This is a genomic window from Paraburkholderia sp. RL18-101-BIB-B, from assembly GCF_046026985.1.
Taxonomy (GTDB): domain Bacteria; phylum Pseudomonadota; class Gammaproteobacteria; order Burkholderiales; family Burkholderiaceae; genus Paraburkholderia.
The window spans coordinates 106,126-121,030 of the sequence record NZ_JARESV010000001.1 but is presented as its reverse complement, the minus strand read 5'-3'; the positions used below and the strand labels follow the sequence as shown (position 1 = coordinate 121,030).

Sequence of the window (14,905 nt, the reverse complement as noted above, 5' to 3'; positions counted from 1 at the left end):
TCAGAGTCGAGCGGTAGACGCCGGGTCGCGCGAAAGCGCGGCCCGGCGTTTTTTGTTAACCGAATCGCTTGAAAAAGCGGGAAGGTGCCGTGCTTAACGCGTTGCGAATATTTCACACGTTGCATTTATTGCGTTTGCCTCGCGAGTTGGCTTATACTCGCAGGTAATCTGGAGTCGAACATGACCACCGCTACACCCGATCGCATCATCTTGTCGGACGACGACGCAACCGTGCTGTCCGCTGCGAGCCGCCTGATGGGCGCTGCGCTCGATCACTCGCGCGCGCATAGCGTCGCGTTGGTCGAGGAGGGCGCAGACGGCGACTTCGCCCGCATTGAGGTTCCACCCGCCACGCTGCGGGTGCTCTCGCGTGTGCTGGCTATGATGGCCAGTGAGCAGGTGTTCGTTCTTTATCCCGCAGACACCGAATTGACCACCAAGCAGGCGGCGGATTTGCTCGGCGTCTCGCGGCCGTTTCTGATTGCTCGCCTTGAAGCCGGCGAACTGCCTTTCCGCAAGGTCGGGCGGCATCGCCGCATGCTGATGGACGACGTGATGCGCTACAAGGAAACCATGCGTGCAACACGCAAGAGCGCATTGGACGAGATCGTGGCCGACAGCGAATCGATAGGCGGGTACGATCTGTAATGCTGTCGGTCGATCGCTTTACCGTCGTGCTGGATGCGTGTTCGCTATTTCCGATGGTGGTGCGCGACGTATTGCTGACTTTCGCCGATCACGAGTTTTATGCACCGAAGTGGTCGGCGCGCATTCACGAAGAATGGACGCGCAATCTCGCTGCCCGTTTCGCGGACAAAAGCGCGGCTAACGACGCCGCGCCGAAGATCGCCGCGATTCGCAATGCAATGGACCGCACGTTTCCCGACGCGCTGGTCACGCAGGTGCTTCCGGAGAGCGGCGAAATTTTCGGCGTCGACAAGAAGGACCGGCATGTTGTCATGACCGCGGTGGCGGCGCGCGCCGATGCGATTGTCACCTTCAACCTGAAGGATTTCGCGGCGGAACAGTTGGAGTCCAGCCTGCGTATCGAAGTGAAGCATCCTGATATCTTCATCCTCGATCTGATCGATTTGAATGAGAAGCGCGCGTTGGCTGCGTTCAGAGACTTGCGAGCGCGTAAGCGCCGACCACCGTGGTCGGTCAACGAATTGCTGGATCGGCTCATACGCGCCGGTCTGGTTCAAACCAGCGCATGGTTGTCCAGCGCAGACGTGCTGCCGTTGTTATAACTTAGGCATCTGGCCACGACGCACGGTCACGCCCAAATCATTTTTCCCGCTTTCCTTCCGAAAATCCCTTCGTAGACCGCCGCTTTGCCGCCCTCTATGATGAGTCGCACCTCATCTGGAGAGAGGCGATGACCTGTCCGACCTTCCGCTGTCCGCGCTGACCCTATTGCGCGTCCTGTCGCTGCCACGCGCGGTTTAAGCCGCACGTAGTGGATTTTCCGTTGCCCGACCTATCCGGCAAGCCTGATTGCGCTCGAAGGAACTCCCTTTGTAGACGCTTCAGCGCATGCCGCTGGATCGGCTCGCCTCGAATCGAACCACGCCCGAAACTCACGAGTTCACCATGCGCATTTTTCTATCCACCGTGCAGCGCTTTTTCCACACACCGGCTGTCTCGCTCATCAGTGCGTTCGGTCTCGCACTCGCGTTGCAGGCCGTGCCTGCTTCAGCGGCCGACTCGCCCACGCTGAAAATCGGCACCGCGACCAGTCCGCAAATCGAAGCGCTCAAAATCGCCGCGCGCGAAGCGAAAGAACAGGGCCTCGACGTGAAGATCATCGAATTCACCGACTGGAACACGCCGAACGCGGCGCTCGCGAACAAGGACATCGACGTTAACTACTTCCAGCACATTCCGTTTCTTGAGAATGCAAAGAAGCAAGGCGGTTATAACTTCGTCGCGATCGCACCGGGCACGATCATGAAGATCGGCCTGTATTCGAAGAAGATCAAACGCTTCGACGAATTGAAAGACGGCGCCACCGTCGCGATCGCCAACGATCCGGTCAACGGCGGACGTGGCCTGTTGTTGCTGCAGCGCGCCGGTCTCATCAAGCTGAAGCCGGGCATCGACTATCGCGCCACCACGCTCGACATCATCGACAACCCGAAGCACCTGAAGATCGTGCAGCTCGAAGCATCGCAACTGGCGCGTTCGCTCGACGACGTCGATCTCGCACAGGGTTACCCGAGTTTCATCAAGCTCGCCGGCACCACCGATCCGAATAGCGCGCTGCTGTTCGACGGCCTGGAAAACAAGAACTACGCGATCCAGTGGGTCGTGCGTCCGGAAAGCGCGAACGATCCGCGTATCCGCAAGTTCATCTCGATCTATCAGCATTCACCGGCAGTGCGCGCCGCACTCGACAAGGCGTTCGGCAATCTCTACGCCGTCGCCTGGTAACCCGCGCGGTTAGCCGAAACCGGAAAGCCAAAGGAGCCGCACGATGGCCAAGAAAAAGATCCTGCTGAACGCCTTCAACATGAATGCGGTCGGCCACATCAATCACGGGTTGTGGACGCATCCGCGCGACCGTTCGGCGCATTACACCGATCTCGACTATTGGACGAGCCTCGCGCAAACGCTGGAGCGTGGCAAGTTCGACGGCATCTTTCTCGCGGATATCGTCGGCGTGTACGACGTTTATCAGGGCGGCCCGGAAACGCCGCTGCGCGAATCAGTGCAGATTCCGATCAACGATCCGTCGCTGATCGTGCCCGCGATGGCGCACGTGACGAAACACATCGGTTTCGGCGTCACGTCGAATCTGACTTACGAGCCGCCGTATCTGTTCGCGCGTCGCATGTCGACGCTCGACCATCTGACCAAAGGCCGAGTGGGCTGGAATATCGTGACGGGCTATCTGGACAGCGCGGCGCGCGGCATGGGCCTCGCGCAGCAGATCAGCCACGACGACCGCTACGACCGCGCCGACGATTACATGGACGTGGTCTACAAGCTGTGGGAACAGAGCTGGGAAGACGACGCCGTGGTGCGCGACCGCGCGGCGCGCATCTTCTCGCATCCGGACAAGGTGCATCGCGTGAAGCACGACGGTCCGTACTATTCGATCGACGCGATTCATCTGAGCGAGCCGTCGCTGCAACGCACGCCGGTGTTGTATCAGGCGGGCTCGTCGAGCCGTGGCGTCGATTTCGCGGCGCGTCACGCGGAATGCGTGTTCGTCGGCGGTCAGAACAAGCAGTTGACGCGCTCGATTGTCGATGACATCCGCGCACGTGCGGTGAGTTTCGGCCGCGCACCGGACGACATCAAGATCTTCGCGGGCATCACCGTTGTAGTCGGTGAAACAGAACGGGCCGCGCAGGAAAAATTCGAGGAATACCGCCGGTATGCGAGCGCCGAAGGCGGCATCGCGCATTTCTCCAGTTCGACCGGCATCGACTTCTCACAATACGAGTTGGACGAACCGATCTCCTACGTGAAGACCGAGTCGATGCAATCGGCCGTCGAGGCGATTTCGAAGAAGAGCGTGAGCGGCGTGTGGACCAAACGCAAAGTGCTCGAACAGATGACGCTCGGCGGGCGTTCGAAGCCGGTGGTCGGCTCGCCGCCCCAGATCGCGGATGAACTGGTGTCGTGGATCGAGGAAGCGGGCGTCGACGGCTTCAATCTGACGCGCACCGTGATGCCTGAATCGTTCGAAGACTTTGTCGATCTGGTGGTGCCGGAATTGCAGAATCGCGGCGTGTACAAGGACGATTACGATCCTGCGCCGACGCTACGCGAGAAACTGTTCGGCGGCGGGCGTGCCCGGCTGCCCGACGTACATGCGGGTGCGCAGCATCGTCGCCGGGTGCAAGCCGCCGCGCCGGCCACTGCGGAAGCGTAAGAGGGGAGCGAAACCATGGCCAATCTTTTCGACGCGCCGCTATTCATCGAAGACGCGCCGTCTCTCGCTGTGCATTCCGGTTCGGATCAGACAGCGACGCAAGCCGCCGTGATATTCGACGATGTCGGCAAAGTGTTCGCCAACTCGCGCGGCGTGTCGACTGCGGCGCTCGCCAACGTCACGTTGAATGTGGCGCGAGGCGAAGTGTTCGGCATCATTGGCCGCAGCGGTGCGGGCAAGTCGACATTGTTGCGGCTCGTCAACGGCCTGGAGAAGCCGAGTTCAGGCGCGGTGCGCGTGAACGGCGTGAGCGTCGGCGAACTCGATGAGCGCGGCCTCGTGGCGTTGCGCCGGCGCATCGGCATGGTGTTTCAGCACTTCAATCTGCTTTCGGCGAAGACGGTGCGCGAGAACATTGCGTTGCCGCTGAAAATCGCGGGTGTGCCGAAAGCGGCGATCGATAAAAAAGTCGATGCGCTGCTGGAACTGGTGGGCTTGTCCGCCAAACGCGACGCGTATCCGGCGAGTTTGTCCGGCGGCCAGAAGCAGCGCGTCGGCATTGCGCGCGCGTTGGTCACCGACCCGGACATTCTGCTTTGCGACGAGGCCACCTCAGCACTGGATCCGGAAACGACGCAAGCCATTCTTACGCTGCTGCGCGATATCAATCAGCGCCTGAACCTGACTATCGTATTGATCACGCACGAGATGCAGGTGATTCGCGAGGTCTGCGATACGGTTGCGGTGATCGAGCGCGGCGAGGTGGTGGAGACCGGCCCCGTGTGGCGCGTGTTCGGCGACCCGCAACATGATGCGACGCGCGCGTTGTTGCGGACCTTGGTGCATGACTTGCCGACGGACCTTGCGGAGCGGGTCAAGCCGCTGCACGACATCGCGCAAGTGGATGCGCAGATTCTGCTGGACGTGCGTTTCACCGGTGTCGATGCGCGTGAGCCCGATCTCGGCGGCCTTGCCGCGGCGTTGAGTGTCGAAGGCGGAAACGTGAGTTTCGTGCATGGCGGCATCGACCGGATCCAGGGGCATGCGCAAGGCCGCCTTGTCGTGTCGGCGCAAGTGCGTGCGAATGCGGGCACCACCGTGCAGAAACAGATCGCGACGCTGCTCGAAGGCGCGCGCCGTTACGCCAACCATGTCGAGGTATTGGGCTATGTCTGAGTTGTGGCTTTCCGAACTCGCCGACGCGATTCGCGACACCATCGTCATGGTTGGCGTGTCCGCATTCGTCGCGGCGCTGGTCGGCATTCCTCTGGCGCTGGTGCTGGTCACGACGACGCGCGGCGGCATTTTCGAGAAGCGGGCGGTGAACAGCACGCTCGGTGCGTTCGTCAACGCGTTCCGCTCGACGCCCTTCATCATTCTGCTGGTTGCGTTGCTGCCGCTCACGCGTTTGCTGATCGGCACGACGATCGGCGTATGGGCGGCGATCGTGCCGCTCAGTATCGCGGCGATTCCGTTTTTCGCGCGTGTGGCTGAAGTGAGCCTGCGCGAAGTGGACCGCGGTTTGATCGAAGCCGCGCAGGCCATGGGCGCGCAACGCCGGCATATCATCTGGCATGTGCTCTTGCCCGAGGCGCTGCCGGGCATTCTCGGCGGCTTCACCATTACCGTGGTGGCGATGATCGGTTCGTCGGCGATGGCGGGCGCGGTCGGCGCCGGCGGCCTTGGCGATCTGGCAATCCGCTACGGCTATCAGCGTTTCGATACGACTGTGATGGTGACGGTGATCGTGCTGCTGATCGCGATCGTCACGGCCGTGCAGTTCGTCGGCGACCGGTTCGCGCGGCGGCTTGCGCAGCGGACGTGATCGTAGTTACCGCGCGGCCGCTATTTGCATGAAGAATAGCCGTGCACGTTTGCGGCGCCCGCATCACGGCCTATCATGCTAGCTACGGCATTGATTGCCGCCGTAGGCGCGCCGCCTGCCGCCGCTCGCCAAAAAACCTTTCACGTGGAAATTGCATGAACGATCCTCGTCATGCCGATGCGTTGCAAACGCCTCAGGCATTCGCTGCGCCGGAGGTGCGCGATCTCACGGGTTTGCTCGACGCATTGCACGCCAGTGCCGCGCAGCGCGATATCGATGGCGGCCATGCCGCGCAGGAGAAACAATGGATCGCCGACGCGGGGCTGCTCACGCTCGCGGTGCCGCGCGAATTCGGCGGCCTCGGCGCGCGTTGGCCTGACATCTACGAGACGATCCGTAAGATTGCGCAAGTGGACAGCGCGCTCGCGCATCTGTTGGGCTTCACCTGCTTGCAGGTGGTCAGCGTCAATGTATGGGGCAATCCCGAACAACGTGCCCGCTATCTCGGCGGCACCGTGAAAGACCAATGGTGGTGGGGCAACGCCGTCAATCCGCTCGACACGCGACTCGTTGCAAGTGCAACGGATGACGGCGGCTACCTGCTCGACGGCCAGAAAGGCTTTTGCTCCGGCACACGTGGCTCGCACATGATGACGGTTTCCGCACACGATCCGCTCACCGGCAAACCGGTCTTCGGCGTGGTGCCGACCACGCGCGAAGGTATCACCGTTCACGAGGACTGGAATCCGATCGGCCAGCGGCAAACCGACAGCGGCAGCGTGTCCTTCGTGCGGGTCAAGCTCGAACCCGATGAAGTGATGGTGCGGCCCGACACACCGCACGCGAGTTTGCGCACGCTGATCTCGCAGCAGGTGCTGACGAATCTGTTCGTGGGCATCGCGCAAGGCGCGCTCGACGAAGCGCGTGCTTACGTCACGCAACACGGCAAGGCGTGGATCTATTCCGGCGTCGACAAGGCCACCGACGATCCCTACCTGATCCAGCGTTTCGGCGAGATGCGCCTGCAGGCAGTGAGCGCCGAAGCGTTGGCCACGCGTGCGGCCTGGTTGCTCGAGGACGCCTGGCAACAAGGCTCGTCGCTTAGCGCTGAAACACGCGCGCAGGTCGCGCTCGCCACGTCGGAGGCGAAGATCGTCGCGCATCGCGCCGCGCTCGACGTCAGCGAAAAACTGTTCGATGCCTGTGGCGCCCGCGCCACGCACGCGCCGCTCGCGCTCGACCGTTTCTGGCGCAACGCCCGTGTGCATACGCTGCATGATCCGCTCGACTATCGGGTGCGCGACGTCGGCCGGTACGCGCTCACCGGCGCGTTGCCGGAAGTTTCTTTGTACACTTGAGGCGGTTCGCGGCGGCCTGTACGAGGCGCCGTGTTTGATCCCCTTCAAGAGATTCCCGGATTGCAGTTCAAATTACCGACCACCGCAACGGCGCCGTTTTGCCCATCCGAAGTGCAAGGCTCGGTGGCCGTCTCGCAAGGCGCGCCTTTCTGGAAGAAAATCCTGCAGTTCGCAGGGCCCGGCCTGCTGATCTCGATCGGCTACATGGATCCGGGCAACTGGGCCACCGACATCGAAGCCGGATCGCGCTATGGCTACAGCCTGCTGTTCGTCGTCATGCTGTCGAGTCTCGCGGCGATGGCGCTGCAATGCCTGAGCATGCGCCTTGGCATCGCGACCGGACGTGATCTCGCGGCGTTGTCGAGAGATCGTTATTCGCCGGCTGTGGCGCGCTTTCAGTGGCTGCTCGCGGAACTGTCGATCGTGGCGTGCGACCTGGCCGAAGTACTGGGCGGCGCGCTCGCCTTCCACCTGCTATTCAAATGCTCGCTGACCACCGGCGTCCTGCTGACCGCGTTCGATACGCTGATCGTGCTCGGCCTGAAGGGCAAGAACTTTCGCGACCTCGAAGCGATCATGCTCGGGCTGATCGCGACCATCGGCGTGGGATACATCATCGAGCTCGCGCTGGTGCAGCCGCATTGGCCGTCGGTCGCGCAGGGGCTGATTCCGTCGTGGCAGGCTTTGAGTTCGCGCGAACCCATGTATCTGGCAATCGGCATTCTCGGTGCGACCGTCATGCCGCATAACCTCTATCTGCATTCGTCGATTGTGCAGACACGCGCGGTGAAGCGCGACCCCGCCAGCATCCGCTCGGCGATCAGCATGTCGCGCATCGACACGATCGCCGCGCTGGTGCTCGCGCTGCTGATCAACATGGCGATCCTGATTCTTGCCGCCGCGGCGTTCCATGCCACCGGCCACAATCAGGTCACCGAAATCGAAGATGCCTACAAGCTGCTCGCGCCCATCGTCGGCACCGGTTTCGCGGCGGTGTTGTTCGCCGTGACCCTGCTCGCTTCGGGACAAAGCTCGACTTTCACCGGCACCGTGGCGGGGCAGGTCATCATGGAAGGCTTCCTGAAGCTGAAGATTCCGTGCTGGCAACGGCGCTTCATTACGCGGGCACTCGCCTTGATCCCCGCCCTGATCGGCGTGCAGATGATGGGCAATGGCGCGGTCGGCAAACTGCTGGTCGCCAGCCAGGTCGTGCTGAGCCTGCAATTGCCGTTCGCGCTTTATCCGCTGATCCGCATGACCAGCGACCGTTCGTTGATGGGCGAATTCGCCAACACGCTGCTGACGCGGTTCGTCGCGTGGACGCTGTTCGTGGTGATCAGTGCGGCGAATTTGTGGCTGGTGGTGCAGACGGTGGGATTGGCCGGCTGATCCGGCCTTTCGACGCGTGCCTTGTGCGGCCGCCGGCCGCTGGTTGCCCGCTGCCGACCGCCGCGGCGGAGAGGGGACGAAAAAAAAGTCCGCGCGGAGGCGGACTTTCTAATCAAGGCTTCGGTTCGAATCGGGCTGGACCTGCCCTCTTCGAGGTGATCACGCTGCTTGCGCGATCTGCGCTGCTTCGAGCGCTTCCTGGCGAGCCGCCGCGGCTTTCTTCGTCTTGCCGGCACGCGACGGCGGCTGGCATGCGCCACACACCACGTTGTGTTGCAGATCGTGCTTGTGCGCCACGAACTTGCCGGTGCAGCGGCAGCATTTGGTCAATTGCAGAATGTCGGCGTCGAAGAAACGCACCAGCGTCCACGCACGCGTCAAGTCCAGCACGGGTTCGGTTTCGCTGTGCTGGCAATGTTCCAGATACAGCCGATACCCTTTGGTCAGCGCATCCAGATGCGAGCAGCGCGCTTCGTTCTTCAGGAACAGGTAGGTGTTGTAGAACAACGACGCGTGGATGTTCGCCAGCCACGTCATATACCAGTCCGCCGAGAACGGCAGCATGCCCTTGGGCGGCGATACGCCCTTGACCTCACGATACAGGCGGATCATGCGGTCGCGCGAGAGCGTCAATTCACTCTCGAGCACTTGCATGCGTGCGCCCAGTTCGATCAGCGCAATGGCGCGGAATACTTCCTGTGCGTCTTCCGTCAGGCTACGCTTGAGCATCGCAGTCACCTCGATTAAGCGAACTGTTCAGCCGGCTGGCCTGCAAGCAGGATCGCCGCGTGAGTCGGTGCAACGGCGGCGTGCTTCGTCGTTTGCGTCAACGCCGACAACATCGAGTGGTCGTTGAAGCGGAAGAAGCACAAAAGCTGATCGGAAGCGGCCAGCTTGACGATCTGCGCGAGCGACAGCCCGGCAAGCAAATCAGCCAGTTCCGACGACAATCCCAGCCGGAACATGCCGACCGGTTTGTCCTCGCGCAACATACGTTGCGCGAGCATGATGTAAGACAAGTTGATCTCGCGGATTGAATCCAGCGTCTCGCTGCTACGGTCCATTTCTGTGTTTTCCGAAGCCCCGAATTACTATGTCGGCATTTTTTGCCGTTATGTCTTTTGTGCCTCGCCGGAAACGTTGTCCTCCGGCTACTGTCACCGCCTGATACAGACAGCGACCTTTTGATACATCGCGTTACATTTCGTAACAGCTTGGGACGAATTGTATGAAGGGTAAAACAAGAAATCAATCCCTTCTCAAAAAAATATCTCAAAAAGATACATCAAATTTCGGTAACTCTTTCACGGTCCTGTAATAGCCGATGCCTAGCGAATTTTCCGCCATCGAGGATTTTTGTCTGATCCATGAAAACCCTTGTATGACGGGCGTTTCGTTCATTCGTATGAGCAAACGGCGCTGCCCGCAAGTCGGTCGGTAATTCCAGGTGAGCGCAGAAAGGAAATAGAAAGCGAGCTCAATATAGAGTAATAAATACCGCTGTAAAGCGCTGCTATGGGGACAAAACAGAGATGTAACAGGTTGGAGCGACCCCAGTTACAAACGGAGCCGCATTTGTAACTTCTTGCGTAACTTCTAGCAGCCGTTAGCGCGCACGCGTTCGACTTCGAGACCGAACGCCGGCCGCAGGCGTGTGCCCAGCACATTCCCGGCAAAGGCGGCGGCCAGCCACAGCCAGCCGTGCAAGCTGCCTGACACGATGCCGCTGAAGTAGGCGCCGATGTTACAACCGTAGGCCAGACGGGCTCCGTAGCCCAGCATCAGGCCGCCGACCACCGCCGCAATCAGTGAGCGCGCCGGCACTTTCCACACCGGTGCGTAACGTCCGGCCAGCGCCGCGGCCGCCATCGCGCCGAGCACGATGCCGATATCCATCACCGAGGTGACGTCGTGTGTAACAGGGGCGGCGAGGGAGCCCGCGTTGGCGTGAGCGGCCCAATACGGCCAGTTGGCCACGTCGATGCCGAGCACGGCAAAGAACTTGGCGCCCCAGAGCGCGAACGCCGACGTCACGCCCCACGGGCGCCCGGAGAGCGCTAGCGTCGCGAAGTTGAGCAGAACCAGCGCGATCGCGCCGACGAACAGCGGCCACGGACCGTGCAGCCACGGCGACGTATGCGGCTGGCGCGGCGGCTCATTGATCAGTTGGCCATGACGGCGCCGTTCGATCAGAACGGTAAGTGCCGCGATGGCCGCGAACATGACCAGGTTCAGCGCGATGGCCCAGCCCGCGCCGAGCGCGCTCACCAATGAGAGCGGCTTGAGCGACGGCAAGGCGGTCCAGAACGGCATGTGCGCGGTCGCGACGACCGAGCCGATAACGAATGCCGCCAGCGTAACGATCATGCGGGTGCTACCGCCACCCACGGTGTACAACGTGCCGGACGCGCAGCCACCGCCCAATTGCATGCCGATACCGAACATGAACGCCCCGACCAGCACGGACGTGCCCGCCGGCGCGACGAGCCCGACGACCGGATGGCCGAACAGCGTGCCGGCCTGTAGCGCCGGAAAAAACAGCAACACACCGAGCGCGAGCATCAGCATCTGGGCGCGCAGGCCGGCGCCGCGGCCGTCGGCGATAAAGACCCGCCACGCCGACGTGAAGCCGAATGCCGCATGGTAAAGCGACATGCCGAGCAGGGCGCCGACAAGATAGAGCGCCGCCTGGCGGCCGCTGACCGTCTGCGCCAGATAAATGGCGCCGAGCGCGATCAGAACGAGGGCGGCGCCGAGCGGTTTCGGATTGATATCGAAACGGCGTGGCACACGCGGGAGCGAAGTGGAGAGGTCGGACATGTGTGAGTTGACTGACAAGCGACGGGTCGAAGGCAGCCCGATGACGGCTGGATAGCCACTGTCGGGGCGGGTATGGCGAAAAGGTAGTCAAAAAAGATAGCACGGATCGCGTGCTGCGGCAGGGCGGTTGAATGAGAGTGACGAGGGGCGATACCCGCCGCGCCCAGTATCGACTAGATAAACAGCGCCATCAGATCCGCATCATGAAACACACCGCCCACATTCAGCGCGCCGACCTCGCAGCCATATCTGCGAAAGCCGAACGACTCGTACAGTTTTCTCGCAGCTTCGTTGCGGCTGCCGACCAGCAACTGGATTTGCCGTAGACCTTCGACGCGCGAGGCCCGCGCCAGCAACTCGTTGAGCAACGCGCGCCCAACGCCGCGGCCCGCGGCTTCCGGGGCGACATACATGCCGATCACCGCGGCCTTGTGCCGCTGCTTCTCGCTAGGGTTGCGGATCAGGCCGACCACGCCGATCAATGGTGTTCCAGCCGATGCGTAAGCGCCGAGCAAAAAATCGCCTTCGGCCGCACGCGAGCCCTTCAGCATTGCCTCGTGTTGTGACGCACCTTTGGCGAGCGCTTCCTCGTAACTCTGGCCGAACGAATCCGGATGCGCCATCAACCCACGCAGGCGAAGCTGGAAGTAGTCGTCGCGGTCATTCGGACCGAGTTGGCGTACGAGTACGGCGTTGTCGTTCAAGTGCATCTCTCCGCGTAAATCAGCGAGTGAAAGGACAAAGGTTCGATGCAGGAGTGTGCCTCGTCTTCTACCGTCAGGCTACGGTTGGCGTGCTGCCTCGGCGCGTTGGCTTTCGCCGAATTCGCGCAATGCCGCCGCGGTTTGCTGATCGGCCGGAAAGAATGCCTCAATGGCGAGTTCCGAGAGTGTCACGTCGACCGGTGTGCCGAACACCGTGGTCGTGCTGAAAAACGACAGCACGCCGATCGGCGTGCGCAGCCGCAGCGGCACCGCGATCTGATTGACGGCGGGGTTGTCGTGCTCGGCCGCTTCCGCGTCCGGCGGCGCAGGATAGGTGGCCAGCTCCTCGCGCAGCGCGCTCAGCGTGTCGTCGCCGCTCACGTCGATTTGCCGCTGCAGCCGAGCCAGTATGTGCTCGCGCCAGGCATGCCAATTGACGATCGACGCCGCGATGCCCTCCGGATGCAAGCTCAGGCGCAGCGCATTGACCGGCGGCTTCAGCAGTTCCGGACTGGCGCCGGTCAGCAGAGGCGCGAGCGCGTTGTTCGCGGCAATGATGGTCCAGTGCCGGTCGATGGCGAGCGCCGGGTAGGGCTCGTGTCCCTTCAGCACCAGGTCGACGGCCTCGCGCGCGGCGGCCAATTGCGGATCCGATAGTGGACGCTCCCGGAACAGCGGCGCGTAACCGGCCGCGACCAGCAGCGCGTTGCGTGCTCGCAGCGGCACGTCGAGCCGTTCGGCAAGATGCATGACCATTTCCCGGCTCGGTACCGCGCGGCCCGATTCGACGAAGCTCAAATGCCGGGTCGAAATATCGGCTTCAGCCGCAAGCAGCAACTGGCTCATTCTTCGCCGCTGACGCCATTCACGCAGCAGGTCGCCGACTGTGCGGCTGGCCGCCGGCGCATGCGACGGGACGGTTTGCGCAAGAGAGAGTGTGTTCATGCCACCGATGATAGCCAAACCGCGCCAGCGATCCATTACCTAGGAGGTAATGGAATACCCCGGAATACACCCAGCCACGCCTACGAAACCCCGGAAACGCGTCTGATAGCAAAGTCAATCCAACGTACTGGTGAACTGCGGCACCAGCAGAACGGCAAACGCGATTCAGGCCGCCGCCGCACCTTCCGGCACCGCGTTGAGTTTGACGCCGAGCGCGCGCAGCAATTTGAACACCGTGTCCATGCGCGGTTTCGAACCGGGCGCGAGCGTTTTGTAGAGGCTTTCGCGCCCGAGTCCGGCGTCTGCCGCAACTCTGGCGATACCGCGCGCTTTGGCGATGTCGGCGATAGCGGCGAGCAGGACGTCGGCGTCGCCGTCTTCAAGCGCTGCGTTGAGATACTCAGCAATCGCTTCCTCGCTATCGAGGTAGTCCGACGCGTCGAACCGCGCGGTTTTGATCTTGCTCATGACAGTTCCTCTCTGATTGCTACCCACATTGTTTTGGCATGCTTGATATCGGCCGGCTGGGTGGACTTGTCACCACTGCAGAGCAGCAGATACACCATGCGCCCTTCACGCGCGAAGTAGACCCGATACCCCGGTCCGCAGTCGATGCACATCTCGGATACACCGTCTTCCAGCAATTTCACGTCGCCGAAATGCCCGCGTTCCGCACGCCGGATCCGCACGAGTATTTTTGCCCTCGCTCGTACATCCGCGAGCCGCGCAAGCCAGGTGTCGAATTCCTCGGTGCGGTTGACCGTGTACACAGGTGGTGAACCGATCTGTTGAGAATTGTATCCGTATGGATACGGTCTTGCAAGTGTGAAAACCATATTGAAAAAGCGCCCCCGTGTCCGTGTCGGTCGAGTACGTCGTCTGCCGCGCGCCGCGCCGCGCGGCCCCATTTGCCACACGAGGTTAGCGGCTGCCGCCGCGTCTGACGACTCGGCCGGATGGCCAATTCGACGGACAACGAAACGCGCGCGAATGCTTACCTCCCACGTAATCGACGCACCGCGCCCAAGCCGTCAATCTTCACTCCGAGCCCGCCGCATACAACCTGTCTGCCGAGCGTAGTGCTCAGTCATGCCAACGAAGGAGTCTCAAGATGAACGCGCATACCGATCTGATCGACCGTTATTTCGACGCCTGGAACGAAACCGACGGCGCGCGCCGTCGCGAGTTGATCGCCGCGACATGGAGCGCCGACGCCGACTATCGCGACCCGCTGCTGGCAGGCGCGGGCCACGACGGCATCGACGCGATGATCCGCGCGGTGCACGAGCGCTTCCCGCATCACACGTTTCGCCGTACGGGCCAGGTCGACGGCTTTGCCGACCGGCTGCGTTTCGCATGGGAACTGACCACGCCCGCGGGCGACGCGATCGTGAAGGGATCCGACTTCGGCGTGGTCGATCCGCATGGACGCTTGCGGGCCGTCACCGGCTTCCTCGACCAGGTGCCGGACGGCGCCTGAGCACCGCCTTTTTTTACGGAGACAATCATGCACGAGCCCGCTGCTGCCACGGCACCCCAAACGGCCATCGCGTTGGCGCGCCTGTCGGGCGCCGTCGACACGCTGTCCAGCGCAATCGCCGGCTTCGCGCTGCTCGCCGGTGCGCGTGCCTTCATGTTCATCGCGCTGCTGGGCTGGCGCGAGCCGGTGTTGGGCGGCGCGGGTCTCGTGCTGCTGGCGGTGGTCGGCTGGCTGCGCTGGCAGTGCGGCGCAGCCGAGTCTCTACCGGCGATGCGAAACGTCCGGCCGACGACTCGCTCCGGCAACGCAACGTGCAGCCGCCACGCGCCACCCTCGACGAATGGCCGCGACGTTGCTTGCTACAATCGTCCGCTGGAATGCGATTCGACGCGCGGACACGCTTTGGTCGAGCCGGGCAGCTGCTGCTTCGGCCCGACACGAACGCGGGCGTGAACTGCTCGCTTCGCGCGACCCGATAACCAACGTCCAAACCTCGGCGGC

The 14,905-nt window shown here is 62.2% G+C and carries 17 protein-coding genes; 10 read left to right on the top strand and 7 right to left on the bottom strand.

Annotated features, from left to right (window positions below; translation table 11 throughout):
• Positions 1-180: 180 nt before the first annotated feature.
• From P0D73_RS00585 to P0D73_RS00550, 8 genes are all read left to right on the top strand, one after another.
• Positions 181-648 carry a helix-turn-helix domain-containing protein gene (locus P0D73_RS00585; protein ID WP_408249412.1) on the top strand — a complete coding sequence of 156 codons (468 nt, stop codon included), beginning with the start codon at positions 181-183 and terminating at the stop codon, positions 646-648.
• Complete coding sequence (locus tag P0D73_RS00580) at positions 648-1,250, top strand: PIN domain-containing protein (RefSeq protein WP_408174939.1); 603 nt, start codon at positions 648-650, stop codon at positions 1,248-1,250. The genes P0D73_RS00585 and P0D73_RS00580 overlap by 1 nt, the downstream gene beginning before the upstream one ends.
• A gap of 343 nt (positions 1,251-1,593) precedes the next feature.
• A complete protein-coding gene (locus P0D73_RS00575; protein WP_132377701.1) occupies positions 1,594-2,433 on the top strand; it encodes a MetQ/NlpA family ABC transporter substrate-binding protein in 840 nt (279 codons plus the stop codon).
• Positions 2,434-2,476: 43 nt separating this feature from the next.
• Positions 2,477-3,883 (top strand): LLM class flavin-dependent oxidoreductase, encoded by a 1,407-nt coding sequence (locus P0D73_RS00570; RefSeq protein WP_408429025.1) that lies wholly within the window; start codon positions 2,477-2,479, stop codon positions 3,881-3,883.
• Between the two features lie 15 nt (positions 3,884-3,898).
• Positions 3,899-5,059 (top strand): methionine ABC transporter ATP-binding protein, encoded by a 1,161-nt coding sequence (locus P0D73_RS00565; protein WP_408429022.1) that lies wholly within the window; start codon positions 3,899-3,901, stop codon positions 5,057-5,059.
• Entirely contained in the window at positions 5,052-5,708 is a 657-nt protein-coding gene (locus P0D73_RS00560) for a methionine ABC transporter permease (protein ID WP_408429020.1), read from the top strand. Before P0D73_RS00565 ends, P0D73_RS00560 begins: the two co-directional genes overlap by 8 nt.
• A gap of 155 nt (positions 5,709-5,863) precedes the next feature.
• A complete protein-coding gene (locus tag P0D73_RS00555) occupies positions 5,864-7,066 on the top strand; it encodes an acyl-CoA dehydrogenase family protein (RefSeq protein WP_408429018.1) in 1,203 nt (400 codons plus the stop codon).
• A 60-nt stretch (positions 7,067-7,126) separates the two neighbouring features.
• Positions 7,127-8,455, top strand: coding sequence for an Nramp family divalent metal transporter (locus tag P0D73_RS00550; protein ID WP_132379360.1), 1,329 nt, complete (start codon positions 7,127-7,129; stop codon positions 8,453-8,455).
• A gap of 159 nt (positions 8,456-8,614) precedes the next feature.
• Here the strand turns inward: P0D73_RS00550 and flhC are convergent, their stop codons facing one another.
• From flhC to P0D73_RS00515, 7 genes are all read right to left on the bottom strand, one after another.
• Entirely contained in the window at positions 8,615-9,184 is a 570-nt protein-coding gene (gene flhC / locus P0D73_RS00545) for a flagellar transcriptional regulator FlhC (protein WP_007177883.1), read from the bottom strand.
• Between the two features lie 14 nt (positions 9,185-9,198).
• Positions 9,199-9,519 (bottom strand): flagellar transcriptional regulator FlhD, encoded by a 321-nt coding sequence (flhD, locus tag P0D73_RS00540; protein ID WP_028194930.1) that lies wholly within the window; start codon positions 9,517-9,519, stop codon positions 9,199-9,201.
• Positions 9,520-10,051: 532 nt separating this feature from the next.
• On the bottom strand, positions 10,052-11,275 hold the full coding sequence (locus tag P0D73_RS00535; RefSeq protein WP_408429016.1) for a YeeE/YedE family protein: 1,224 nt from the start codon (positions 11,273-11,275) through the stop codon (positions 10,052-10,054).
• 173 nt (positions 11,276-11,448) lie between these two features.
• The gene (locus P0D73_RS00530; protein ID WP_408281178.1) at positions 11,449-11,985 is read right to left on the bottom strand and encodes a GNAT family N-acetyltransferase; all 537 of its coding nucleotides are present in this window, start codon (positions 11,983-11,985) and stop codon (positions 11,449-11,451) included.
• 72 nt (positions 11,986-12,057) lie between these two features.
• On the bottom strand, positions 12,058-12,924 hold the full coding sequence (locus tag P0D73_RS00525; RefSeq protein WP_408429014.1) for a helix-turn-helix domain-containing protein: 867 nt from the start codon (positions 12,922-12,924) through the stop codon (positions 12,058-12,060).
• 165 nt (positions 12,925-13,089) lie between these two features.
• The gene (locus P0D73_RS00520) at positions 13,090-13,392 is read right to left on the bottom strand and encodes an addiction module antidote protein (protein ID WP_132377695.1); all 303 of its coding nucleotides are present in this window, start codon (positions 13,390-13,392) and stop codon (positions 13,090-13,092) included.
• A complete protein-coding gene (locus P0D73_RS00515) occupies positions 13,389-13,760 on the bottom strand; it encodes a type II toxin-antitoxin system RelE/ParE family toxin (protein ID WP_408429011.1) in 372 nt (123 codons plus the stop codon). Before P0D73_RS00515 ends, P0D73_RS00520 begins: the two co-directional genes overlap by 4 nt.
• Positions 13,761-14,035: 275 nt before the next feature.
• Here P0D73_RS00515 and P0D73_RS00510 point away from each other — a divergent pair, with 275 nt between their 5' ends.
• Positions 14,036-14,404, top strand: a complete 369-nt coding sequence (locus P0D73_RS00510; protein ID WP_132377693.1) for a nuclear transport factor 2 family protein — start codon at positions 14,036-14,038, stop codon at positions 14,402-14,404.
• Positions 14,405-14,431: 27 nt separating this feature from the next.
• Positions 14,432-14,857 (top strand): hypothetical protein, encoded by a 426-nt coding sequence (locus tag P0D73_RS00505; protein ID WP_408312284.1) that lies wholly within the window; start codon positions 14,432-14,434, stop codon positions 14,855-14,857.
• The last annotated feature ends 48 nt before the right edge of the window (positions 14,858-14,905 follow it).

What these genes read in the sequence shown, in the direction of transcription:
- P0D73_RS00530 (WP_408281178.1), bottom strand. Translation starts at nt 11,985, where the DNA reads ATGCACTTGAACGACAACGCCGTACTCGTACGCCAACTCGGTCCGAAT.
- P0D73_RS00510 (WP_132377693.1), top strand. Translation starts at nt 14,036, where the DNA reads ATGAACGCGCATACCGATCTGATCGACCGTTATTTCGACGCCTGGAAC.
- flhD (WP_028194930.1), bottom strand. Translation starts at nt 9,519, where the DNA reads ATGGACCGTAGCAGCGAGACGCTGGATTCAATCCGCGAGATCAACTTG.
- P0D73_RS00525 (WP_408429014.1), bottom strand. Translation starts at nt 12,924, where the DNA reads ATGAACACACTCTCTCTTGCGCAAACCGTCCCGTCGCATGCGCCGGCG.
- P0D73_RS00520 (WP_132377695.1), bottom strand. Translation starts at nt 13,392, where the DNA reads ATGAGCAAGATCAAAACCGCGCGGTTCGACGCGTCGGACTACCTCGAT.
- P0D73_RS00570 (WP_408429025.1), top strand. Translation starts at nt 2,477, where the DNA reads ATGGCCAAGAAAAAGATCCTGCTGAACGCCTTCAACATGAATGCGGTC.
- P0D73_RS00565 (WP_408429022.1), top strand. Translation starts at nt 3,899, where the DNA reads ATGGCCAATCTTTTCGACGCGCCGCTATTCATCGAAGACGCGCCGTCT.
- P0D73_RS00560 (WP_408429020.1), top strand. Translation starts at nt 5,052, where the DNA reads ATGTCTGAGTTGTGGCTTTCCGAACTCGCCGACGCGATTCGCGACACC.
- P0D73_RS00505 (WP_408312284.1), top strand. Translation starts at nt 14,432, where the DNA reads ATGCACGAGCCCGCTGCTGCCACGGCACCCCAAACGGCCATCGCGTTG.
- P0D73_RS00515 (WP_408429011.1), bottom strand. Translation starts at nt 13,760, where the DNA reads ATGGTTTTCACACTTGCAAGACCGTATCCATACGGATACAATTCTCAA.
- P0D73_RS00585 (WP_408249412.1), top strand. Translation starts at nt 181, where the DNA reads ATGACCACCGCTACACCCGATCGCATCATCTTGTCGGACGACGACGCA.
- P0D73_RS00575 (WP_132377701.1), top strand. Translation starts at nt 1,594, where the DNA reads ATGCGCATTTTTCTATCCACCGTGCAGCGCTTTTTCCACACACCGGCT.
- P0D73_RS00580 (WP_408174939.1), top strand. Translation starts at nt 648, where the DNA reads ATGCTGTCGGTCGATCGCTTTACCGTCGTGCTGGATGCGTGTTCGCTA.
- P0D73_RS00555 (WP_408429018.1), top strand. Translation starts at nt 5,864, where the DNA reads ATGAACGATCCTCGTCATGCCGATGCGTTGCAAACGCCTCAGGCATTC.
- P0D73_RS00535 (WP_408429016.1), bottom strand. Translation starts at nt 11,275, where the DNA reads ATGTCCGACCTCTCCACTTCGCTCCCGCGTGTGCCACGCCGTTTCGAT.
- flhC (WP_007177883.1), bottom strand. Translation starts at nt 9,184, where the DNA reads ATGCTCAAGCGTAGCCTGACGGAAGACGCACAGGAAGTATTCCGCGCC.